Genomic DNA, 18423 nt, shown 5'->3' with positions numbered 1-18423 from the left:
TTTTTTCATCTTTATAATTAGTTTCTTTCATGGCTGATGAAAACTCGCGTAATCTCCATTTTGCCTGTAGTTTTAATACTATGCGTCATATCCGATCGTATAATTCCATATAGTGACGTAATTTTGTTTTAACATGCTCACCAAAAGCATCGTGTGGTGCCCGCCACTGCCAGTTTCCGCTTGTGCTCGCTGGGTTATTCATACGGTGTGTTCCCGGAAGGGATAAAATATCTTGCAAGGGTACGATGACCGTATCTGCTACCGAGGCATACGCCATCTTCAGCATGATATCGGCAATGTTTATTTGGTCGGCAGCAATAGATGTATATTGTGAAAGCCTTTCCTTAGCCGCATCGTCAATCTCTTCGTTAAACCAGCCCAAAATAGTATTGTTGTCGTGTGTTCCCGTATAGGCGAAGAAATTTCGAGTATAATGGTGTGGAATATGAGGTGACGACGCCATATTGTCGCCAAATGCAAATTGCAGAACCTTAGTTCCAGGAAGTTGGAAAGCGTCCCGCAGTTCATAGACCGCGTCGTCGATGTCGCCCAGATCTTCTACAATAAAGGGGAGTTTGCCCAATTCAGCTCTTGCCCGCGTGAAAAAATCTTTTCCCGGGCCGGGTCTCCACTGGCCATTTTGTGCCGTCTTGTCTTGGACAGAAACCTCCCAATATGCCGCGAACGCCCTAAAATGATCAAGCCGGACCATATCAAAAAGCTTGCAATTACGGGCCAATCTTAACATCCACCATGTATAGTTATCCCGTTCAAGTGCCTGCCAGTTATATACCGGCATACCCCAGAGCTGGCCTTCCGCATTGAAGTAATCCGGTGGCACCCCGGCTACCGATTGGAGACTTCCGTCCGACGCTAACGAAAATAAGTGTGGATGTGCCCAAACATCCGCCGAGTCGTAACCCACGTACATGGGTACATCACCTAAGATCCGGACGCCACATTCTTCGCAATACGTTTTCAGTTTTTTCCACTGCCTAAAGAAAGTGTACTGCGTCCATTTTTCTTCGAGAAGTTGCTTATGATGTTCAGCTTCAAATTGGGCTAGTGCTTGTGGATGACGCGATTTAAACCGCTCCGGCCAAGCATACCACGGAGCGTCCGAGAAGGTGTCGTGCAAAACAACAAATAAGGCGTAATCATCCAGCCAATAGCCTTCTTCCGCACAAAAAGTTTTAAAATTCGGGTCGTTGGCAGGATCCGCCCGTTCAAAGGCGATGTGTAGCCCCGCTCTTTTTATAGACTCGACCTTTGCGAAATCAAGCGGCATACCTCTATCATCCATAGTAGCTATTTCCAGTTCTTCTTGCGTTAACAAACCTTCATCTGCTAATGCCTCCAAGCTTATTAATAAGGGGTTGCCAGCCATGGCACTCCGGGTGCTATAGGGAGAATGGCATTGGGGTTGAGAGGTGGGGCCTAGGGGTAGTATTTGCCACCAACGTTGTCCGCTAGATTCCAAGAATTGAACGAAATCATATGCGCCTGGGCCGAGATCGCCGATACCAGAACGTGAAGGCAGCGAAGTAATATGTAGTAACACGCCCGCGCTCCTGGGATTCGGTGGTTTGCTATAACGAATAACAGCCAGCGGATAATCCTTAAATACAGACGAAATTGCTAACGTTGTACCCTCGTCTTCGATCGGGGATAACAGGTGACGCCATTGCACCGGTTTGCTGTTTGGTAAAACAACGGTCGTGTCTTGCCAATCGAAACCCTGTACTACGCGGTTTCGTAGTTCCTCAATGGCTGCCAGATGGAGAGGTACAACAACTACCAACCACTCGTCTTTATGGTTTCGGGCAAAAGCTAAGATATGCTCGTGGTATTTTCCTTTTACCTCTAACGGGACGTATTCGCCTTTTGTAAAAATCGAGCTGTATTTATTGCGGATAGCGAGCAGAGTTTTCATTAACCAAAGCTTGATCTTGCCGTTATACCGCTCTTTCCAAAGTATCGGCAGAACATTATCGTTGGCTAACTCGTCGATTTCCTGTAGATATTGCTGCCGGATAGCATAATCAACTCGTCGTCTGTTGTCTGGATCCACAAAACTCAAATCCCAGAGTTCCGTCCCTTGATATATGTCCGGTACGCCCGGGCAGGTGAGTTTTAATAACAACTGCGCTAGCGAATTCATGATGCCGAAATCTACCATACCTTTTAAATAAGTATGGAAAACCGGGTAGAAAGGACGTTCCTTATCTAATAGAAATTGAGCAAAACGCTGGGTACGCTGCTCATAGCGTTCGTCCGGGTCTGCCCACGCCGAATGCTCTTTCCCTTCTCGTAAGTACTTTGTCAGGTAATTTAAAAACCGGTCCTCGAAGCCATCGTCCGAGCAGCCAGGCATCGGGTAAGAACCAAAAATCGCTTGATAGATAGCGTAAATATCGTTAGCATGTGGTAGATCTCCCTCGTAATGTTCTTTAACGATTTTTTGCCAGGTATTAAGCTGTTCTATCCAGGCTTCGGGCCAGGCCGTCAGTACCAACAGACGAGCCCTTGCATCCTCGCCCCGTTTGGTGTCGTGCGTTGCTGTGGCGTTGAGTGTAGAAGGCCAATGCATTTGTCGTTTCTGCATCGCATCATGGAACGTGGCCACGCTAACACCAAAATTTGCAGGATGATCACCAACTTCGTTATGGCCAATGAATCGATTGTAGGTATACATGAGTGTGTCCTCGACACCCTTAGCCATTACGGGACCTGTAAATTGCATACAACGTTGGAAGAAAACCATTGCGTTTTTGCGATAGGCGTGGTCTGGCTCGTACTGCGCCCGCTTCATGACATCTCGTAGCCTTTCCGTTCCTTGAACATTATCCGGTTCTTTCTGCAGTATCGCATCGAAAATAGCTGCTATCGTTTCATAAGCTTCCACCGGGAATGGGAAGCTCTCCTCGTAAAGGCGGTATATCGGAAAATATACCAAGAACGCCTCGATACCCGATCGAAGTTCCTCTCTAGCGATAAGAGGGTTACCAAGATCAAGCCCCAGATCCAAAAATAATTGACATAAGTTATCAATTTCTCCCTGCATGTGTTGAGCTAGAATAGCTCTTTTCTTCTCTATCTGCGATTCTGCAATGGAGATACACTTCCCGATAAACCCATCGTAAAATTCGGTAAGAAGTTTCTCGTTGCCGTTGTCTGTACAAACATTATTACACAGCGCTAAAAAATCGTAGCCTGTGGTACCTTGGATGGACCAGTTGAGCGGAAGGTTCTCCCCTTGTTCTAAAATCTTTTCTGCAACGATATAGGTGTCCGTCCCGCACATGTTTCGCAGATCTCTTAAATATTTAGTTGGATTGTGAAGCCCATCGATATGATCGATCCGAAGGCCATCCACAATTTTTTTAGCAAGGAGCTCTCTCACAAATTGATGTACGCCTTTGAACACATCCTCATCCTGTACATTCAAACAAATCAACCCATTGATGGTAAAGAAACGTCGATAATTTATGCGCTGATCTGTTTCGGTCCAGTGACAAAGTTGATAATGTTGTCTGGATAATATATCTAATATTTTTTCCTTATCGTCATTGATGTTTGCTAGGCATTGGTTGATTTCGTCATAACAAGTAGGGGTAATTGGAAGTTGCCAATCAAAATAAGTAAAATAGAACCGTTGATTGTCAAGCACGACCTTAATTTCATCCGATTGCACGGTATCAATGAGACCCTTGCCTAGAATAGGGACCATTAGCTTGCCTTTTTTAAATAATACACCGTGGTGTGCCGTGTCGAAATAGGTACTATACGGAGATAAATCCCCATATTCCAACACGTCCATAAGCCACCGGTTTTCGTGATGAAATGCCATGTGATTGGGAACGATGTCCTGCAGCCACTTAATACCAAGTCGGGTGAGCTGTGTTTTGAGGTCTATCAGTTGATCTAAAGTCCCTATTTCGGGGTTGGTATTGTTCGGATCGGTTCCATCATAGCCGTGCACACTACCCGGTGTAGCTTGGAAGATAGGAGAAGCATAAACCGTGTCAACACCCAAGTTATGCAGATAGTCCACGATCTGTCCGAGATGCTGAAAAGTGAACTTGTCGTTAAACTGGATACGGTACGTGCCGCGTGGTATGTCCATTATCGTTTCGCTAAAAATAAAATTATCCTGAAATAAAGAAGACACTGTAATTCGCTCCTATGTACACAGAACGTCGAAGAGGAGGATTTTGTTCTTACTTTTTTGCCGTTATCTTCATCTCGTTCCGGAAAGTAAACGTTTGGTCATAAAAAAATAAAAATAAAAATTTTCAAAACGAGAATATCGCTACAGTGTTCTCTATATACCTATGTGAGACCGAGATGTGAATAATAACCGGACAATATTATTTACATAAAGTTTTCATCGGCCCTTAAAAGGAAGTTGAATAGATGTAATTGAAACTAAAAACAAAAATAATTTACCATGAAACCGTCATGATTTATTCAGATCACACAGTGATCCAGTAAATCTGATAGCTTCATCACCTTTAAAATAAAAAAAATACTATGATGAAAATAGGAATAACTTTTTCTGCCTTTGATTTATTACATGCAGGACACATTAAAATGCTTGAAGACGCTAAAGAACAGTGTGACTTTCTTATCTGCGGTGTGCAGACTGATCCCACATTAGACCGTCCGGAAAAAAATAAACCTACGCAAACCGTGTTTGAGCGGTACATGCAATTGCGAGGTTGTAAACACGTCGATAAAATCATTCCATATGCTACGGAACAGGATTTGGAAGATATACTTCGTTCCTATAAAATCCACGTACGTATTTTGGGGGACGAGTACAAGGACAAGAATTTTACGGGACGGAAGTACTGTGAAGAAAAAGGTATCGAGCTTTATTTTAATCGTAGGGAGAATCGGTTCTCTAGTTCGTCGTTACGCAAAATTATAGCAGAAAAGCAGCATGAGGAATCGGTTTCGATTGTTCATCTGAAAGAAAACATCGAGTTGCCATTACATCGGCTAAATGCATAAGGCGCTGGAGTAGCGTAGAGAAAGTAATAAAACGTTAACAGAAAAAATATGAAGGTAGGAATTATTTTTGGCGAATTTGATCTTTTACATCTAGGTCATCTCGTCATGTTGGAGGAGGCAAAGCGGCACTGCGACCATCTAATTGTTGGGTTGAAAACCGATACCCAGGAGCGAGATGAAAGCAGTTCGCATCCGGCACAAACCGTCGTAGAGCGTTTCATTAAACTGGAAGGTTGTCGATACGTAGATGAAATCATCCCATATGGTTCGGACGAAGAACTAATGGATATGTTGCAGTCCCTTCCAATCGATATCCGGTTTGTAGAAGGTATGCCATCCCATTTTCCGGGAAAAGATTATTGTTTACAAGAGGGGATCGAATTATATTATACAAAACGTAAGCATCGGTTTACAAGTGATAGGCTACGAAAGGTGGTGACGGAGAAAGAACTTACGAAAGAGCAGCTGGTTAAAACAATTAACTAGTTGGTCTGTAATTAAGAATACTAAAATTTTTAAATACAGAGATATGAACAGGATAACAGTAGGCATCGTAAGCAATAATAGGCGGTTGCGGGTTGCATATAGATTATTGTTGGAGCAGGAGGGTACTTCCAATATAACGATTTTATGGGATACGTTGTTGAGTGAGGACGTGAAGACGTGTCAAACACAATACGGTCAGCCGGACATTCTCCTGGTTGATTACGAAGGAGCGCACAACCAGTCGCCGTTTGGTTTAGAAGATTTAAAACTTATTTTTCCCGAAAGTAGTTTTTTGCTGATCTGCGACGATTGCGAAAAAAGCCGGGACAGGGAGCGGGGCGTGACGCTGCGGCAATTTCTTGTTTCTAAATATTGTTCTGTACAAACATTATTATCTGCTATTTCAAAGGCAGTGCTGATGGTCATGTTATCAAAAAAACAGTTAAGAACAGGGATAGCCTATCTTCTTTTCCTATGTTTTCTGTTCACCTCCTGCGTTGACTTATCGGAATCTCGAGATAATGGTCAGGAGGGTGCTACAGGTACGCCTACAGAACAACAGGGACAGGCAGGGAATTCTGCTGCACAAAATGATGAGTCCACAACGGATGTGTCCGTAAATCCATCTGAGTTTGAAGGTACTTATGAAGCTACGCTTCCTTGTGAGGATTGCGAGAGTATCCATCAGACCATCGTTATCAACAACGACCAAACGTTTCGAATGCGCAGTGAATATCTGGGGAAAAACGAAAAACTAGAAGATAACGGCCGTTATAAATTGATTGAAAATGCATCGATTATCCATCTTAGAGGTACGGACACTGATTTAAAGTTGCAAATAGGAGAGGATAAGCTCTTCCAATTAGACAAAGACGACGAGATAATCGAGGGTAAAGATGCACACCGATACGTTTATACTAAAAAAGAGTGACGTTTTTACTCCAAGTTATTAATTGCGGAAATCAGTTTTAATCCTACTAATCGTCACAACCAACAGGTGTGTATATCAAGGTGTAATCTGCATCATCATCAGTCTCCTGTACACCGGTATTGGTATTAACCTTTAGTGGCTTTTGGGCTAATTGATTGGGCGAAAACTTAAACGCTACCTCTATCGAATCTTCCATGCCTTCTTGCATATAGCGCCATATTGCCGTAATTTCGTCGCCGGCGATGGTTCCAACTAACACGCCTTTACGACTGTCTTTCTCTTTCGGTATCCAATTCATTTCGCCTTCCAGCTTATCGGCGCCTATCGTGAATCTAACCGTCGTTGTGTCCTGTTGGTCAGTGCCGTCCGTTCGAATAAAACAATAGGATGTTTCGTCGCCTTTCCGGTTCCCGCTACCCATACACGAAACTAGTGCGATAGCACATAATATAAAATATTTCATCTGTATCTGGTTTTGTTCATAGTACTTACAATAGTAGTGCCGAAAAATTGCTTATTTCGTCGTTTACGCCGATACACCACATGTTAGTTAACGTTGACAGCGCGTGGAAAAGATACGTGCTCTTCAAGATTAATACGCGTCTTGATATATTGGTACAACTATTTAGAATTTTCGTTCGTTCACTTGCCAGAGTTTTTAGAATCGAGTTAAGTTTGGCAATTGTCGACTGCTGATTTCCTAGATATTGGTTAAACAATTGCCGTTAACAAAAGAGTAATGTACAAGAAGAAAGTTTTTATTTGTGATGACGATAGTGGGATTTTAGAGGTATTAAAATTGATATTAGAGTCTGCCGATGCAGAAATAATTGCGGAACAACGTAGTGCACATGCATTTGAAAGAATAATCAGGGAAAAACCTGATATCTTGATTGTGGATCTGTGGATGCCTGAAGTCAGTGGACATCAGTTGATGCGTGAAGCGCGTAATAATGATGACCTGCAAGATATGTATATTATATGCATATCCGCTAGCTACGACGGCGAGGAAATTGCTAAGGACGCAGGAGCTGATGTGTTTCTCCCCAAACCATTCGATATGGAAGCGATATTATCATTGGTTCAAGATAGCTAGCGGTATGGCTAGCAAATGATTAAGATGTTTCAAAACCTATTGGTCGAAGAACCCAGGGACTAAACCTTCCTCAATTCGACAATATGGAGGGATGGAGAGAAGCCTGTGTAAAACTTTTCAGGTCGCAACCTTGTTTTATATTCATGGAAGGAGATAAAGAATCCATAGGAAGATCGCGCGAGATTGAGGAACAAAACCGATACCTTCGGAACAAGGTGGCCGGCTGGACGAGTTTTATAAAAGCAAGACTAAAGCATACGGAATGTGTCACCGAAGATACGGCAGTAACAGAGCATCATAAAAAAGAGAAAAGCGATCAATTTACACTTTTAGAAAAAAGTTCAGAACGGCTGAGACTGGCCGTAACCGCCGCCAAGCTCGGTATTTGGGACTGGAAATTCGACGAAAAATGTATTCACCTTTGCGAGGACGCTAAAAGAACGCTAGGTGTTAAGGAGAACCGTTTTTACATAGGAGATATCTTGGAGCGTTGTTCTCCTGAAGATATTACAGATTTAGAACAGCTGGTGCAGCAATGCAGTAACAATGAGAACCATCACCGTTTTGAGTTTGAATGTGCCATCCGGAATGTCGATGATAACCAGCAGAGGCATATAAAATTTTATGGGGCGATTTACTTCGACGCATATCAGACACCTTATCGGGCGGTAGGTACAGTCGCGGACATTACTGACACAAAAGGAGAGGAAGAAAAAGGAGCACAGTTAGCAGCCATCGTGAAGACCTCTTACGATGCCATTATCAGTAAGTCGTTGCATGGCGATGTGATGACTTGGAACACAGCGGCCGAACACATGTTCGGATACACGGCAGAGGAAATGATCGGAAATTCTATAATAAAAATAATTCCCGAAGATAGGCTGGACGAGGAAAACTATATCTTAAACAAGCTACGAAAAGGAGAAACTGTAGAGCATTTTGAAACCAGACGCCTTACAAGTAGCGGTAATTTGCTAGATGTATCGTTAACCGTCTCTCCTATACGGAATAAAAGAGGAGATATTATAGGCATATCCAAGATTGTTCGAGACATCACCGACAAAAAACAAGAAGAACGTCGTAAAAACGATTTTATATCGATAGTAAGCCATGAACTTAAAACGCCGTTAACTTCGATTCTTTTGTACGCACAAGTGACGGCCAAAAACTTCAGAAATAGTCGCACAGTCGCATTAAAAACGGTGGAAAAAATCGAGGTACAAACAAAAAAGTTGATCGCGATGATAGGCGACTTTTTAAGCCTAACACAGTTAGAAGAAGGAAAGATCCATCTCCGTATGGATACATTCGAACTCTCTACACTGATAAACGAGATTGTGGAGGATGCTGCTTTACTCGATGTCCGGCACACTATAAAAGTGATAGGCGATCCGTTTGTAAAAGTCAAAGCCGATCGCGACAAAATTGGACAAGTATTGAGCAATTTAGTCAGTAACGCTACAAAATACTCACCGGCCGGTGGCGAGGTAATAGTGGGATTTGAAAGGAACAACGGAAAGCTAAAGCTTTTTGTCCAAGATCAAGGAATCGGTATCAGTAAGGCTGAGCAGCGGAAATTATTCCAGCGCTTCTACAGGGCGAATGATGAGGCTAGTAAAAATATATCCGGATTTGGGATCGGTCTTTTTCTCGTTTCCAAAATCCTCCAAGAACACGGCTCGACGATTCATGTCGAAAGCGAAAAAGAAAGAGGTTCTACATTTTTCTTTTTTATGGATGAATTTCAGGGTGACAACATTTGATAAGTTTCATATTCTTACTTTTTAAAGACGTGACAACGATAATTATATCGTAAATTTATGGTATGAAGAAAGCGGAGAGAAACAAAGGTTTTGTGTTTAGGCAATACGAGGAACCCTTTCAGACGCCTTTTGATAAGTTATTTGATATTTTCAAGGAGCTTATCACCCATACTTCCGGTGATTTTGACGAAGCCATCGACTGGTTGCGGGAACTGGATAAAGAGTTCAAATTGACCACCCCAGAATATACCATAGATGATTTTGTGGAGGATTTGAAGAACAAGGGATATATTGTAGAACGTATCGGTTTCGGTGGGAAAGCGGGTGCCGGCCTCACTTCGAAGATGGAAAAAGCCCTCCGACAGAATGCATTGGATCAGATTTTTGGCAAGATGCGCAAAGGTAAGTCTGGGAATCATAAAACCAGTTACCAAGGGCGTAGTGATGAGAATACCGGAGATTTTCGGGACTATCAATACGGGGATAGTTTAGAAAAAATATCCATGACTGAGAGTTTGAAAAATGCGCAGATCAATCATGGAATAGGGGATTTCAGTCTGTCGGAGAATGATCTAGTTGTAGAGGATACGCAGTTCAAATCACAGATGAGTACGGTGCTGATGATTGATATCAGCCACAGTATGATTTTATATGGGGAAGACCGTATTACGCCGGCAAAGAAAGTAGCCATGGCTTTATCAGAGCTTATCCTTACGCGCTATCCTAAAGATTCACTAGATGTTATTGTCTTTGGCAACGACGCCTGGCCTATTGCGATCAAAGATTTGCCGTATCTGCAAGTCGGTCCATTCCATACCAACACCGTCGCCGGCGTACAGCTAGCTATGGATTTACTCAGGCGGAAGAGACATGCCAATAAACAAATATTTATGATTACGGATGGTAAACCCAGCTGCTTGAATATGCCCGACGGTACGTACTATAAGAATCCCATGGGCTTGGATCCTTTCATTACCAACAAATGCTACAGCGTGGCGGCACAGGCGCGAAAGCTGGGGATACCTATCACTACATTTATGATTACCGCTGATCCTTACTTGCAGGAGTTTGTTGATGAATTTACTGCGTCGAACCGGGGTAAAGCCTACTATACCGGATTGGGAGACCTAGGTGAAATGATTTTCGAAGATTATGAAGAAAATCGCAAAAAGAGAATCCGGTAAACATTGGTTTAAGGACATTTAGAATAACGATTTTTCGCGCGCTCGTGCGCGTCTTTAAAAAGAAGATATGGATTACACGAATATTAGAACTTTTGGAGAGTTAAAAAACGCAGGTTATACACCGAAAACGATAAAAGAAGAACTACGTCAGAATCTGGTAGCGAAGATACGTCAGGGCGAAACTGTTTTTGAAGGCGTTCACGGCTATGAAGATACTGTTATCCCAGAATTGGAACGGGCTATTCTTTCCAAACACAATATTAATTTGCTGGGACTGCGTGGTCAGGCGAAGACCCGATTGGCGAGGCTAATGGTCAATTTGTTGGATGAATATATCCCCGTTGTGGATGGATCGGAAATCAACGATGATCCACATCATCCCATATCGCGCTATGCTGTTGAATTGCTGCGTGAAAAAGGGGATGATACACCCATTGGCTGGCTTCATAGGAGCGAGCGTTTCGCGGAGAAGCTGGCGACCCCGGATGTAACCGTAGCCGACCTGATCGGTGATGTTGACCCTATCAAAGCGGCAAATCTGCGGCTGAGCTATGCCGACGATCGCGTGATCCATTTTGGAATGATACCTCGGGCCAACCGCTCCATATTTGTAATCAACGAGCTTCCAGATCTGCAAGCCAGAATTCAAGTGGCGCTCTTCAATATATTGCAAGAAGGCGATATACAAATACGAGGATTCAAATTACGCCTGCCTTTGGATGTACAGTTTGTATTTACAGCCAATCCGGAGGACTACACCAATCGGGGAAGTATCGTAACCCCATTGAAAGACCGCATAGGATCGCAGATTTTGACACATTACCCTACGTCGGTAGCGGTGGCCAAAACAATTACGGCACAGGAAGCGGATCTGGAAGCTGGACAAAAAGAACAGATCTATGTACCAGAATTAGCGCGTGAAATCTTGGAGCAGATCAGTTTCGAAGCCCGGAATAGCGAATATATCGATACGAAAAGTGGCGTCAGTGCGCGCATGAGCATCACAGCATTTCAGAACCTGCTGAGTACAGCAGAACTGCGTATGTTGCGAAATGGAGAAGCGTCGACGACGGTTCGGTTCAGCGATTTTATGGGTATCGTGCCGGCCATTACCGGAAAAGTCGAGTTAGTGTACGAAGGTGAGCAGGAGGGAGCGGCGTTGGTAGCCGTACAGCTGATTGAAGGTGCCATAAAGACGTTGTTTTCCACATTATTCCCGAAGATAGAGAAACTTGAAAAGGAAAACGAACGATATCCATACGATGAAATTGTACGGTGGTTTTCGGATTCGGATGGTATCGAATTGCCGGATGAACTCACGGATGCAGATTATCGGCAGGCATTGGATCAGGCGGAACCTATTCGTAAATTGATACAGCAATACCAACCAGAGACAAAACCGGAAGATATATATTTTCTGAGTGAATTCGTGCTCTGGGGATTGACTTTATACAATAAACTAAGTAAATATAGGGTAGGCAGTGGACTCCAGTTTCAAGATAATTTTCAAGGATACCTTAGAAATATCTAGCTAATATATCGATATGTTAAGTAGGCAAACAATAGCGACTTTACTTTTTCTATTGATTGGGGGCACATCTTTTTCTCAAATTTATGATCGCAAGCTTGAAAACCACAGAGAAAAAAATAAAGAAGCTTTTTTTCGATTTTTTCCGGAAATAACGGATAAATTATCCGATTCAACGCTAACAACAGAACAGCAGTATGACTTGTTCGCTCCCATTCTGGATGTCGCAGACAAAACAACCCGCGCAACAAAGGAACTACGTAAAAAATATTTGCAGGAAATTCCACCGCCGCCGAAAGGTTTACTGGGTATACCTTTCGACAGCGTGCAGAACCGTGATTTGATAACGATGCTAAGCAATCCGAAATTTACAACGGTTACGTTATCGCAATGCTATAAACCTGTCGAAATTGGCAACTTGATACATGGTTTAATACAGCCGGGTATTTATCAAGCTACTGGAATTGGGATGACCGAAGCGAGTATTCCCTATACATTTGGTCAGCAAGTTTTTGCAACGAAACTAAAAGATGACAAATGGCAAATCTGGGCTGTCAATAGAGCCTATGCGTTACGGTTCGATTTGGATCTCGGTACGATGATAGTTAGCGATTTGTTGTATACTGTGCCAAATACGCCGGAATACCTGCAACTTCAACTTCCTTTTATCCCTTATACGCAACGTTTTGAGATAGATGCACTCTATCAAGATATCAACAAGGTTCGGTGGAACACATATTCGGTTACCCTCTTACGCGAAGCATATGCACATTCGTGGCAAGATACCGTCAATCTACGCCTAAACGCATTTTACAGAGAACATCAGATACGTTTTTCCAGCGTACGAAAAGGAATATTGAAAAACCTAGCAGAAGGTATTACGCTGGGCGGAGGCTGGGAAGAATTTATAGATTTATCCATTGACGAAAAAGAACAGTTAAAGGAAGTCTTACAAACGAGTATTATCAGACCGGATGAAGCCGCTCATTATCTGTTTTCAGTTACCAACAGCATTTTCTCTTTCAACGAAGATATCAATGAAATCGGAAAAAATGCGATATGCGGTTTCCGACATTATGTATGCGGTGCAGATAATGATAATGAAGAGACGTATACTATTCAATCAAAGGGTTACTCTATAGCGTTTGAATACAAGTGGAATATCAGAACTAGCGATTTTTCGATGATTAAGATTTTTCGAAAGAAGACGTCTGAGGAATTATGAGCAAAAGTCATGGAAAAGAATCAAATAAACGCAGACGAATTTGTCTCCAAATTCATGGAGAGCAGCGTAAATCATCTAACCTACATCCAAACCCCGATTAAAATATTTTCACTAAAAGATATTGCACCTTATCTAAAAATACCCATTCCTCCTATTTTCTTCGGCTATAACCTGCTAATTTATATTACGGAGGGATATTTTACACAACAAATTGAGTCCACCACATTTACAGTGCAGGCTCCAGCGGTGCTGATCTGTAACTACGGACATATATCCGCTATTCACTCAGTTGATAAATCGGCACAGGGCTACTGCGTTTTGATTAAAGAACAGGCCATGACATCACTATTTCGAGAGCAGGAAATCCTGAATATTTTTACGATTTCTCCTTTACTTAATCTCACGGTCTCTGATAGTTTGGAACTGGACACGTTGCTTGGCCTGTTATATAAGGAAATCTATCATTCGTCGCCTTACAAAGAACTGTATGAAAGTATTTTCAAAACGGTCATTTTGAAGGTAATAAAATTGTCTGAAGCAAATAGATCGTTGGAACGGCGACAAGAGATTGCTATCGCTTTCAAACAGTTAGTACATCTTCATTTTAAGAAATATAAAGTGGTTGATTTTTATGCAGACCGCCTTGCCGTGTCGGTTAATTATCTGAATCGATGCGTCTCCTCCGTATTTAAAAAATCCTCAAAAGAACTCATTTTGGAGGTCACGATTATTTATAGTCAGCTTTTGTTATTGGAAACCAACAAAAGCGTAGCAACCATAGCCTATGAGTTAGATTTTGCTGACCCGTCCTATTTTGCACGTCTTTTCAAAAAGATTATGGGTATGTCACCCTCCGATTACAGGAGAAGTGTCAAGTGATTTAAAATGTCTGTATGCACGTTTTGTCCTATATATTGTCCCAGTACTGACAGTCTTATTTTTTTTAACTGCTTAGTTTTGTTTCAACGTTGCTGCGGTTTATCTACAACCACAGCGACGGACATTAAAAAAATAGGATGGACATGAATGCAGTAAGAGAACAAATAGACTTTAGTACGTATATCAGTGCTTTCAGGAAACACTTGAAGCATTTGTTTCGGGAGGAATTTGATTACAATGCGATGAGCCTTCATCGCGATTTTCCGGCTGATTTTCTTTCGGAGATCATGAAAAAAAAGCCGTTGGCCGTTGCAATTCCTACAGCTCATGGCGGAAGAGGCGTTTCGGTCAAAGAATGTCTATCCGTTCTTTCAGCGGCCTCTTATGAATCTTTAGCGCTTTCGCTAATGTTCGGGATCAACATCGCTTTATTTCTTGAGCCATTAGCAAAATATGGAAACTATTCCGTCCAGGAGCGTGTGTTTAAGCAGTTTATTGAAAACAATGCTATGGGCGGATTGATGATTACGGAAAAAGCATATGGAAGCGATGCGCTGAACATGAAAACGGCGTATCGACAAGTTGATAATACTTACTATATCAAAGGGCAAAAGCATTGGCAGGGCCTGAGCGGTGCAGCCGACTTTTGGCTTGTAACCGCCCGCGCGGTTAACGCAAGTGGTGACCTCGCTAGGGACATCGATTTCTTTGTTACGGATAATAATATGCCCGAGCAGCATATTCCAATGGTACATCGCTATAATAACCTAGGGTTATACGCTATTCCCTATGGTATTAATGAAGTCGATATTGTGGTGCCTGCGGAACAGAAGTTGGTGGCAGAAAGTACAGGGATCAAATTGATGCTAGATATGCTCCACCGCAGCAGGTTACAATTTCCTGGCATGGGAATGGGATTCATTAAAAGACTTTTAGACGAATCATTGCAACACTGCCAGACAAGAATAGTAGGTGGTGTTCCTTTGTTAAACCTTGACTCCGTAAAACACCAGATTACCAAAATTCAAGCCGCCTACACCATCTGTTCAGGCATGTGTGCATTTAGTGTGGGGCAAAGTGGCATTGAACACAATCTGGCAGCCCTTAGTATCGAAGCAAATACGTTAAAGGCTTTGGTAACCGACCTGATGCAGGAATCGGCACAGGTTAGCCTGCAATTAGCGGGAGCCAACGGATTTCGGTTAGACCACGTAGCGGGTAGAGCGATCGTCGATAGCCGGCCATTTCAGGTTTTCGAAGGCTCCAATGAAATGTTGTATGCACAGATTGCAGAGGGTATACTTAAACTGATGCGTAAAGTAAAAGAGGACAACGTATTAGGCTTTTTAACCACCTACAACCGCACGAATATAAGCGTGGACTTCTTTCGGACTTATCTGGACTTCCGTATTCATGGCGTAATGAAACAGCGTGATTTGGTAACGCTCGGTAGTATGATCGCTCGTGTTATCAGTTTCCAATTTGTCCTCATGTTGGACGGATTTAATACGCAATTGGTTGAAATTACGCGCCAATATATCTGTAGAGATTTAGCCGCGTCCCATGGACATTTACATTCGAAAAACGATGTCAATCCGGTGTTGGATTACGAAACCCACTCAGATTGGACTGCTTTTCTCGTATAGGCTAAATGCGGACCATTTCGATATGAGGTATTCCGTCTTCGTCATAAGGTGCTCCCGTTTCTATAAAGCCGAGCGCGGTATAAAATTTTTTTAAATAGGTTTGGGCTCCTATACGGATAGCGGAACTTTCGAAAAGCTCCGTACAAGCCGCGATGGAATTTTCCATAAGTTGTTTTCCTAAACTTAATCCCCTGAAATCGGGATGGATCACAACCCTTCCTATAGAGGGCTCGACATAGGATATACCCGGCGGGAGAAGTCTGGTATATCCAGCCAGACGGTCGTTTACAAAGCACATCAGGTGATAACTATCTTGATCTTTGTCATCAATATCCTGGTAGGCACAACGCTGTTCTACCACAAAAACCTCGCTTCGCAGCTTCAGTATCTGATAAAGTTCCGTCGTATTTAATTCTGTAAATGCTTTAATAAAATATTCAATTCTCATCATGATTGTGTATAGATTGTAGTCTATTGTAGTATATTAGCATACCGTAACAAATAAACAAAGGTTGAATCGAAGATATGCATTATCCTCCGTAAGAATAAAAACTTTTAAGCTTGAAAATTTTAACTTAGCGCATTATGACAGGAAAAATAATATTGCTTATCGAAGACGAGAAAAATGTCGCCGATGTCATTATTCAAGGTTTGGAAGAAGATGGGGCTTCCGTTTTGCACGCTACCAATTATGAACGCGCGCTTCAACTACTGCAAACAAATAAGATAGATTTAGTAATTCTTGATGTTCTGCTCCCTGAAACAAATGGATTGGATATTTGTAAAAATTTTCGGAACCTGGGATATATCAACCTGCCGATTCTGATGGTCACTGCTCTCGGTGGTCCTGAAAATGTTGTATTGGGTTTAGACAGTGGAGCAGATGACTACCTGTCCAAACCTTTTAAGTTAATAGAACTCAAGGCACGGGTACGCACATTGATACGTCGAAATCACGAGATAGCAAAACAGTCGCAAGTCAACGAGAAACACCGTTATATTTATAAACTGATCGAAATCGATGATTATAAAAAGGTAGCTTATGTTGATGGGCAAGAGCTCAACTTAACGGCTACCGAATATCGCTTACTCCTATTATTTATCCAGTCGCCTCAAAAAGTTTTTCAGCGAAGTGAGCTGCTGGATAAAATATGGGGCATCAACTTCGACATTGGATCTAATGTTGTCGATGTATATGTAAACTATTTACGTAAAAAGATAGAAAAAGTCTCCCCGGTTAAAGCTATTCACACCGTCATTGGAATGGGCTATGTACTAAAGATAGAAGATTAGATGAGAAGTTATAACAAAACATTATATGCACTGATCGCCATTCTAATTATTTATACGGTGTCTTTCGGCGCATTTATCATGTATTCGATTACCAATTTCGCTTTTTCTGATTTCTATAAGCGATTGGATTTTCGGCGCGACTTAGCTACCGAACGAATGCTAAATGGGAAGTCAAATCAAAAAGATTGGTCATTAAGGCACCTCGAAGAGTTACACAACCAACACGAATTTATCGTCGAATTTGACGAAAAAGCAAATATAATTCACAACAGCGGATTCAATGTCGCTTTATGGGAGAGAGTAGATAAACAAGGAGAAGCCAATTTCAAAGAAGGAAATACGTTTTATTCGACTAAACTTTACCAGCAGGCTGGAAAAAATTATATTGTTGGTGTCTCAGCAGAGAATTATTTCTATAACCACCATCTGCGCTATCTACAAAATTTGCTGATTATCGCGCTTTTGTTAGGCGTGCTGTTTGTTGTTGTTGTTTCTTTGTTAGTGAAGCGTTCGTTTATTAAACCTATCCATGGACTGATCGATGAGGTAAAAAAAATTGGTTCTGAAAATTTATATCTCCGTCTCAGTGAAGTAAAATACAAAGGCGTATTGCGTAAGCTTGCAGATACATTTAACAGGATGCTTAATCGCGTGGAGACATCTTTTGAAACGCAAAAAAATTTTATTAGCAATGCTTCGCATGAACTGAATACCCCCTTAACGTCCATCATCGGCATTGCCGATCTTGCACTGTCCAAAGATCGAACAGTTGAACAGTATAAAGAGGCGATGCAGAAGATCGTCGATGCCGCGGGCAATCTCGAGAAAAAGACCAGTGCATTATTATTGCTTGCCCGAACAGGCTACGAGAGAAACAATAAGCTTAATTTTAAACCCGTTCGTATCGACCAAATCATTATGGACGCGGAAATGACGGTCAAAGCCATCAATGAGCGATTCCATATAAAAACAGATTTCAGTATGCTTCCCGATGATAGCATGAAGCTCAAGGTGAACGGATTGGCACCGCTACTGCAGCTAGCTATTTCCAATGTTGTTTCCAATGCCTGCAAATATTCGTCTAACCATACGGCCTACGTAGCGTTGGGCGCGTTTGAAAATGGCGTTCTCATTCTGATTAAGGACGAGGGTATTGGCATTCCAGAAAAGGAAATATCGTATATCTACGATCCATATTTCAGGGCTTCTAATACACAACATGTTTCTGGGTATGGTATTGGACTGCCTTTAGCACGGAATATTATCAAGATGCATGACGGCGAACTATCGATTACGTCAACCTTAGGACAAGGCACAACTGTGCGGATAGAATTGCCCACTTTTACCCCGATTTAATGCCTTTTTAATCTCACGAT

At 42.2% G+C, this 18423-nt stretch carries 15 protein-coding genes; 12 read left to right on the top strand and 3 right to left on the bottom strand.

The genetic code is table 11. The features are described from left to right. Positions 1 to 85: 85 nt before the first annotated feature. Complete coding sequence (gene treY, locus G5B43_RS16825; RefSeq protein ID WP_165295966.1) at positions 86 to 4126, bottom strand: malto-oligosyltrehalose synthase; 4041 nt, start codon at positions 4124 to 4126, stop codon at positions 86 to 88. Positions 4127 to 4533: 407 nt separating this feature from the next. On the opposite strand from treY, the gene G5B43_RS16820 reads away from it, so the two are divergent. Genes G5B43_RS16820 through G5B43_RS16810 form a run of 3 tightly spaced genes read left to right on the top strand, consistent with a single transcriptional unit; the run spans position 4534 to position 6433 of the window. Further along, complete coding sequence (locus G5B43_RS16820) at positions 4534 to 5016, top strand: adenylyltransferase/cytidyltransferase family protein (protein ID WP_240904900.1); 483 nt, start codon at positions 4534 to 4536, stop codon at positions 5014 to 5016. Positions 5017 to 5064: 48 nt separating this feature from the next. Continuing rightward, positions 5065 to 5502 (top strand): adenylyltransferase/cytidyltransferase family protein, encoded by a 438-nt coding sequence (locus G5B43_RS16815; protein WP_165295965.1) that lies wholly within the window; start codon positions 5065 to 5067, stop codon positions 5500 to 5502. Between the two features lie 43 nt (positions 5503 to 5545). Then, positions 5546 to 6433 (top strand): copper resistance protein NlpE, encoded by an 888-nt coding sequence (locus tag G5B43_RS16810; protein WP_165295964.1) that lies wholly within the window; start codon positions 5546 to 5548, stop codon positions 6431 to 6433. A gap of 46 nt (positions 6434 to 6479) precedes the next feature. On the opposite strand, the gene G5B43_RS16805 is transcribed toward G5B43_RS16810, so the two are convergent. Then, the gene (locus tag G5B43_RS16805; protein ID WP_165295963.1) at positions 6480 to 6896 is read right to left on the bottom strand and encodes a hypothetical protein; all 417 of its coding nucleotides are present in this window, start codon (positions 6894 to 6896) and stop codon (positions 6480 to 6482) included. A 276-nt stretch (positions 6897 to 7172) separates the two neighbouring features. Between G5B43_RS16805 and G5B43_RS16800 the strand changes: the two genes are divergently transcribed. From G5B43_RS16800 to G5B43_RS16770, 7 genes are all read left to right on the top strand, one after another. Further along, positions 7173 to 7529, top strand: coding sequence for a PleD family two-component system response regulator (locus tag G5B43_RS16800; RefSeq protein WP_165295962.1), 357 nt, complete (start codon positions 7173 to 7175; stop codon positions 7527 to 7529). A gap of 143 nt (positions 7530 to 7672) precedes the next feature. Continuing rightward, a complete protein-coding gene (locus G5B43_RS16795; RefSeq protein ID WP_165295961.1) occupies positions 7673 to 9292 on the top strand; it encodes a PAS domain S-box protein in 1620 nt (539 codons plus the stop codon). A gap of 62 nt (positions 9293 to 9354) precedes the next feature. After that, on the top strand, positions 9355 to 10476 hold the full coding sequence (locus tag G5B43_RS16790; protein ID WP_165295960.1) for a vWA domain-containing protein: 1122 nt from the start codon (positions 9355 to 9357) through the stop codon (positions 10474 to 10476). A gap of 67 nt (positions 10477 to 10543) precedes the next feature. Further along, the gene (locus G5B43_RS16785) at positions 10544 to 12007 is read left to right on the top strand and encodes a sigma 54-interacting transcriptional regulator (protein WP_165295959.1); all 1464 of its coding nucleotides are present in this window, start codon (positions 10544 to 10546) and stop codon (positions 12005 to 12007) included. 13 nt (positions 12008 to 12020) lie between these two features. Then, entirely contained in the window at positions 12021 to 13229 is a 1209-nt protein-coding gene (locus G5B43_RS16780; protein ID WP_165295958.1) for a hypothetical protein, read from the top strand. A 9-nt stretch (positions 13230 to 13238) separates the two neighbouring features. After that, a complete protein-coding gene (locus G5B43_RS16775) occupies positions 13239 to 14108 on the top strand; it encodes a helix-turn-helix domain-containing protein (RefSeq protein WP_165295957.1) in 870 nt (289 codons plus the stop codon). Positions 14109 to 14251: 143 nt separating this feature from the next. Further along, positions 14252 to 15754, top strand: coding sequence for an acyl-CoA dehydrogenase family protein (locus tag G5B43_RS16770; protein ID WP_165295956.1), 1503 nt, complete (start codon positions 14252 to 14254; stop codon positions 15752 to 15754). Position 15755: 1 nt separating this feature from the next. Here the strand turns inward: G5B43_RS16770 and G5B43_RS16765 are convergent, their stop codons facing one another. Further along, a complete protein-coding gene (locus tag G5B43_RS16765; RefSeq protein WP_240904899.1) occupies positions 15756 to 16205 on the bottom strand; it encodes a GNAT family N-acetyltransferase in 450 nt (149 codons plus the stop codon). Positions 16206 to 16339: 134 nt separating this feature from the next. Here G5B43_RS16765 and G5B43_RS16760 point away from each other — a divergent pair, with 134 nt between their 5' ends. After that, positions 16340 to 17047: a response regulator transcription factor gene (locus G5B43_RS16760; RefSeq protein WP_165295955.1), complete on the top strand. Its 708-nt coding sequence runs from the start codon at positions 16340 to 16342 to the stop codon at positions 17045 to 17047. Next, positions 17048 to 18403: a sensor histidine kinase gene (locus G5B43_RS16755; protein WP_165295954.1), complete on the top strand. Its 1356-nt coding sequence runs from the start codon at positions 17048 to 17050 to the stop codon at positions 18401 to 18403. The last annotated feature ends 20 nt before the right edge of the window (positions 18404 to 18423 follow it).

Origin of the sequence: Sphingobacterium sp. SGR-19 (assembly GCF_011043555.1) — a bacterium.
GTDB lineage: Bacteria > Bacteroidota > Bacteroidia > Sphingobacteriales > Sphingobacteriaceae > Sphingobacterium.
The sequence above is the reverse complement of the archived record's forward strand: the minus strand, read 5'-3'. Positions and strand labels throughout refer to the sequence as shown.

Excerpts from the sequence above, each read along its gene's own strand:
- treY (WP_165295966.1), bottom strand. The coding sequence starts at position 4,126 with ATGGACATACCACGCGGCACGTACCGTATCCAGTTTAACGACAAGTTC.
- G5B43_RS16820 (WP_240904900.1), top strand. The coding sequence starts at position 4,534 with ATGATGAAAATAGGAATAACTTTTTCTGCCTTTGATTTATTACATGCA.
- G5B43_RS16815 (WP_165295965.1), top strand. The coding sequence starts at position 5,065 with ATGAAGGTAGGAATTATTTTTGGCGAATTTGATCTTTTACATCTAGGT.
- G5B43_RS16810 (WP_165295964.1), top strand. The coding sequence starts at position 5,546 with ATGAACAGGATAACAGTAGGCATCGTAAGCAATAATAGGCGGTTGCGG.
- G5B43_RS16805 (WP_165295963.1), bottom strand. The coding sequence starts at position 6,896 with ATGAAATATTTTATATTATGTGCTATCGCACTAGTTTCGTGTATGGGT.
- G5B43_RS16800 (WP_165295962.1), top strand. The coding sequence starts at position 7,173 with ATGTACAAGAAGAAAGTTTTTATTTGTGATGACGATAGTGGGATTTTA.
- G5B43_RS16795 (WP_165295961.1), top strand. The coding sequence starts at position 7,673 with ATGGAAGGAGATAAAGAATCCATAGGAAGATCGCGCGAGATTGAGGAA.
- G5B43_RS16790 (WP_165295960.1), top strand. The coding sequence starts at position 9,355 with ATGAAGAAAGCGGAGAGAAACAAAGGTTTTGTGTTTAGGCAATACGAG.
- G5B43_RS16785 (WP_165295959.1), top strand. The coding sequence starts at position 10,544 with ATGGATTACACGAATATTAGAACTTTTGGAGAGTTAAAAAACGCAGGT.
- G5B43_RS16780 (WP_165295958.1), top strand. The coding sequence starts at position 12,021 with ATGTTAAGTAGGCAAACAATAGCGACTTTACTTTTTCTATTGATTGGG.
- G5B43_RS16775 (WP_165295957.1), top strand. The coding sequence starts at position 13,239 with ATGGAAAAGAATCAAATAAACGCAGACGAATTTGTCTCCAAATTCATG.
- G5B43_RS16770 (WP_165295956.1), top strand. The coding sequence starts at position 14,252 with ATGAATGCAGTAAGAGAACAAATAGACTTTAGTACGTATATCAGTGCT.
- G5B43_RS16765 (WP_240904899.1), bottom strand. The coding sequence starts at position 16,205 with ATGATGAGAATTGAATATTTTATTAAAGCATTTACAGAATTAAATACG.
- G5B43_RS16760 (WP_165295955.1), top strand. The coding sequence starts at position 16,340 with ATGACAGGAAAAATAATATTGCTTATCGAAGACGAGAAAAATGTCGCC.
- G5B43_RS16755 (WP_165295954.1), top strand. The coding sequence starts at position 17,048 with ATGAGAAGTTATAACAAAACATTATATGCACTGATCGCCATTCTAATT.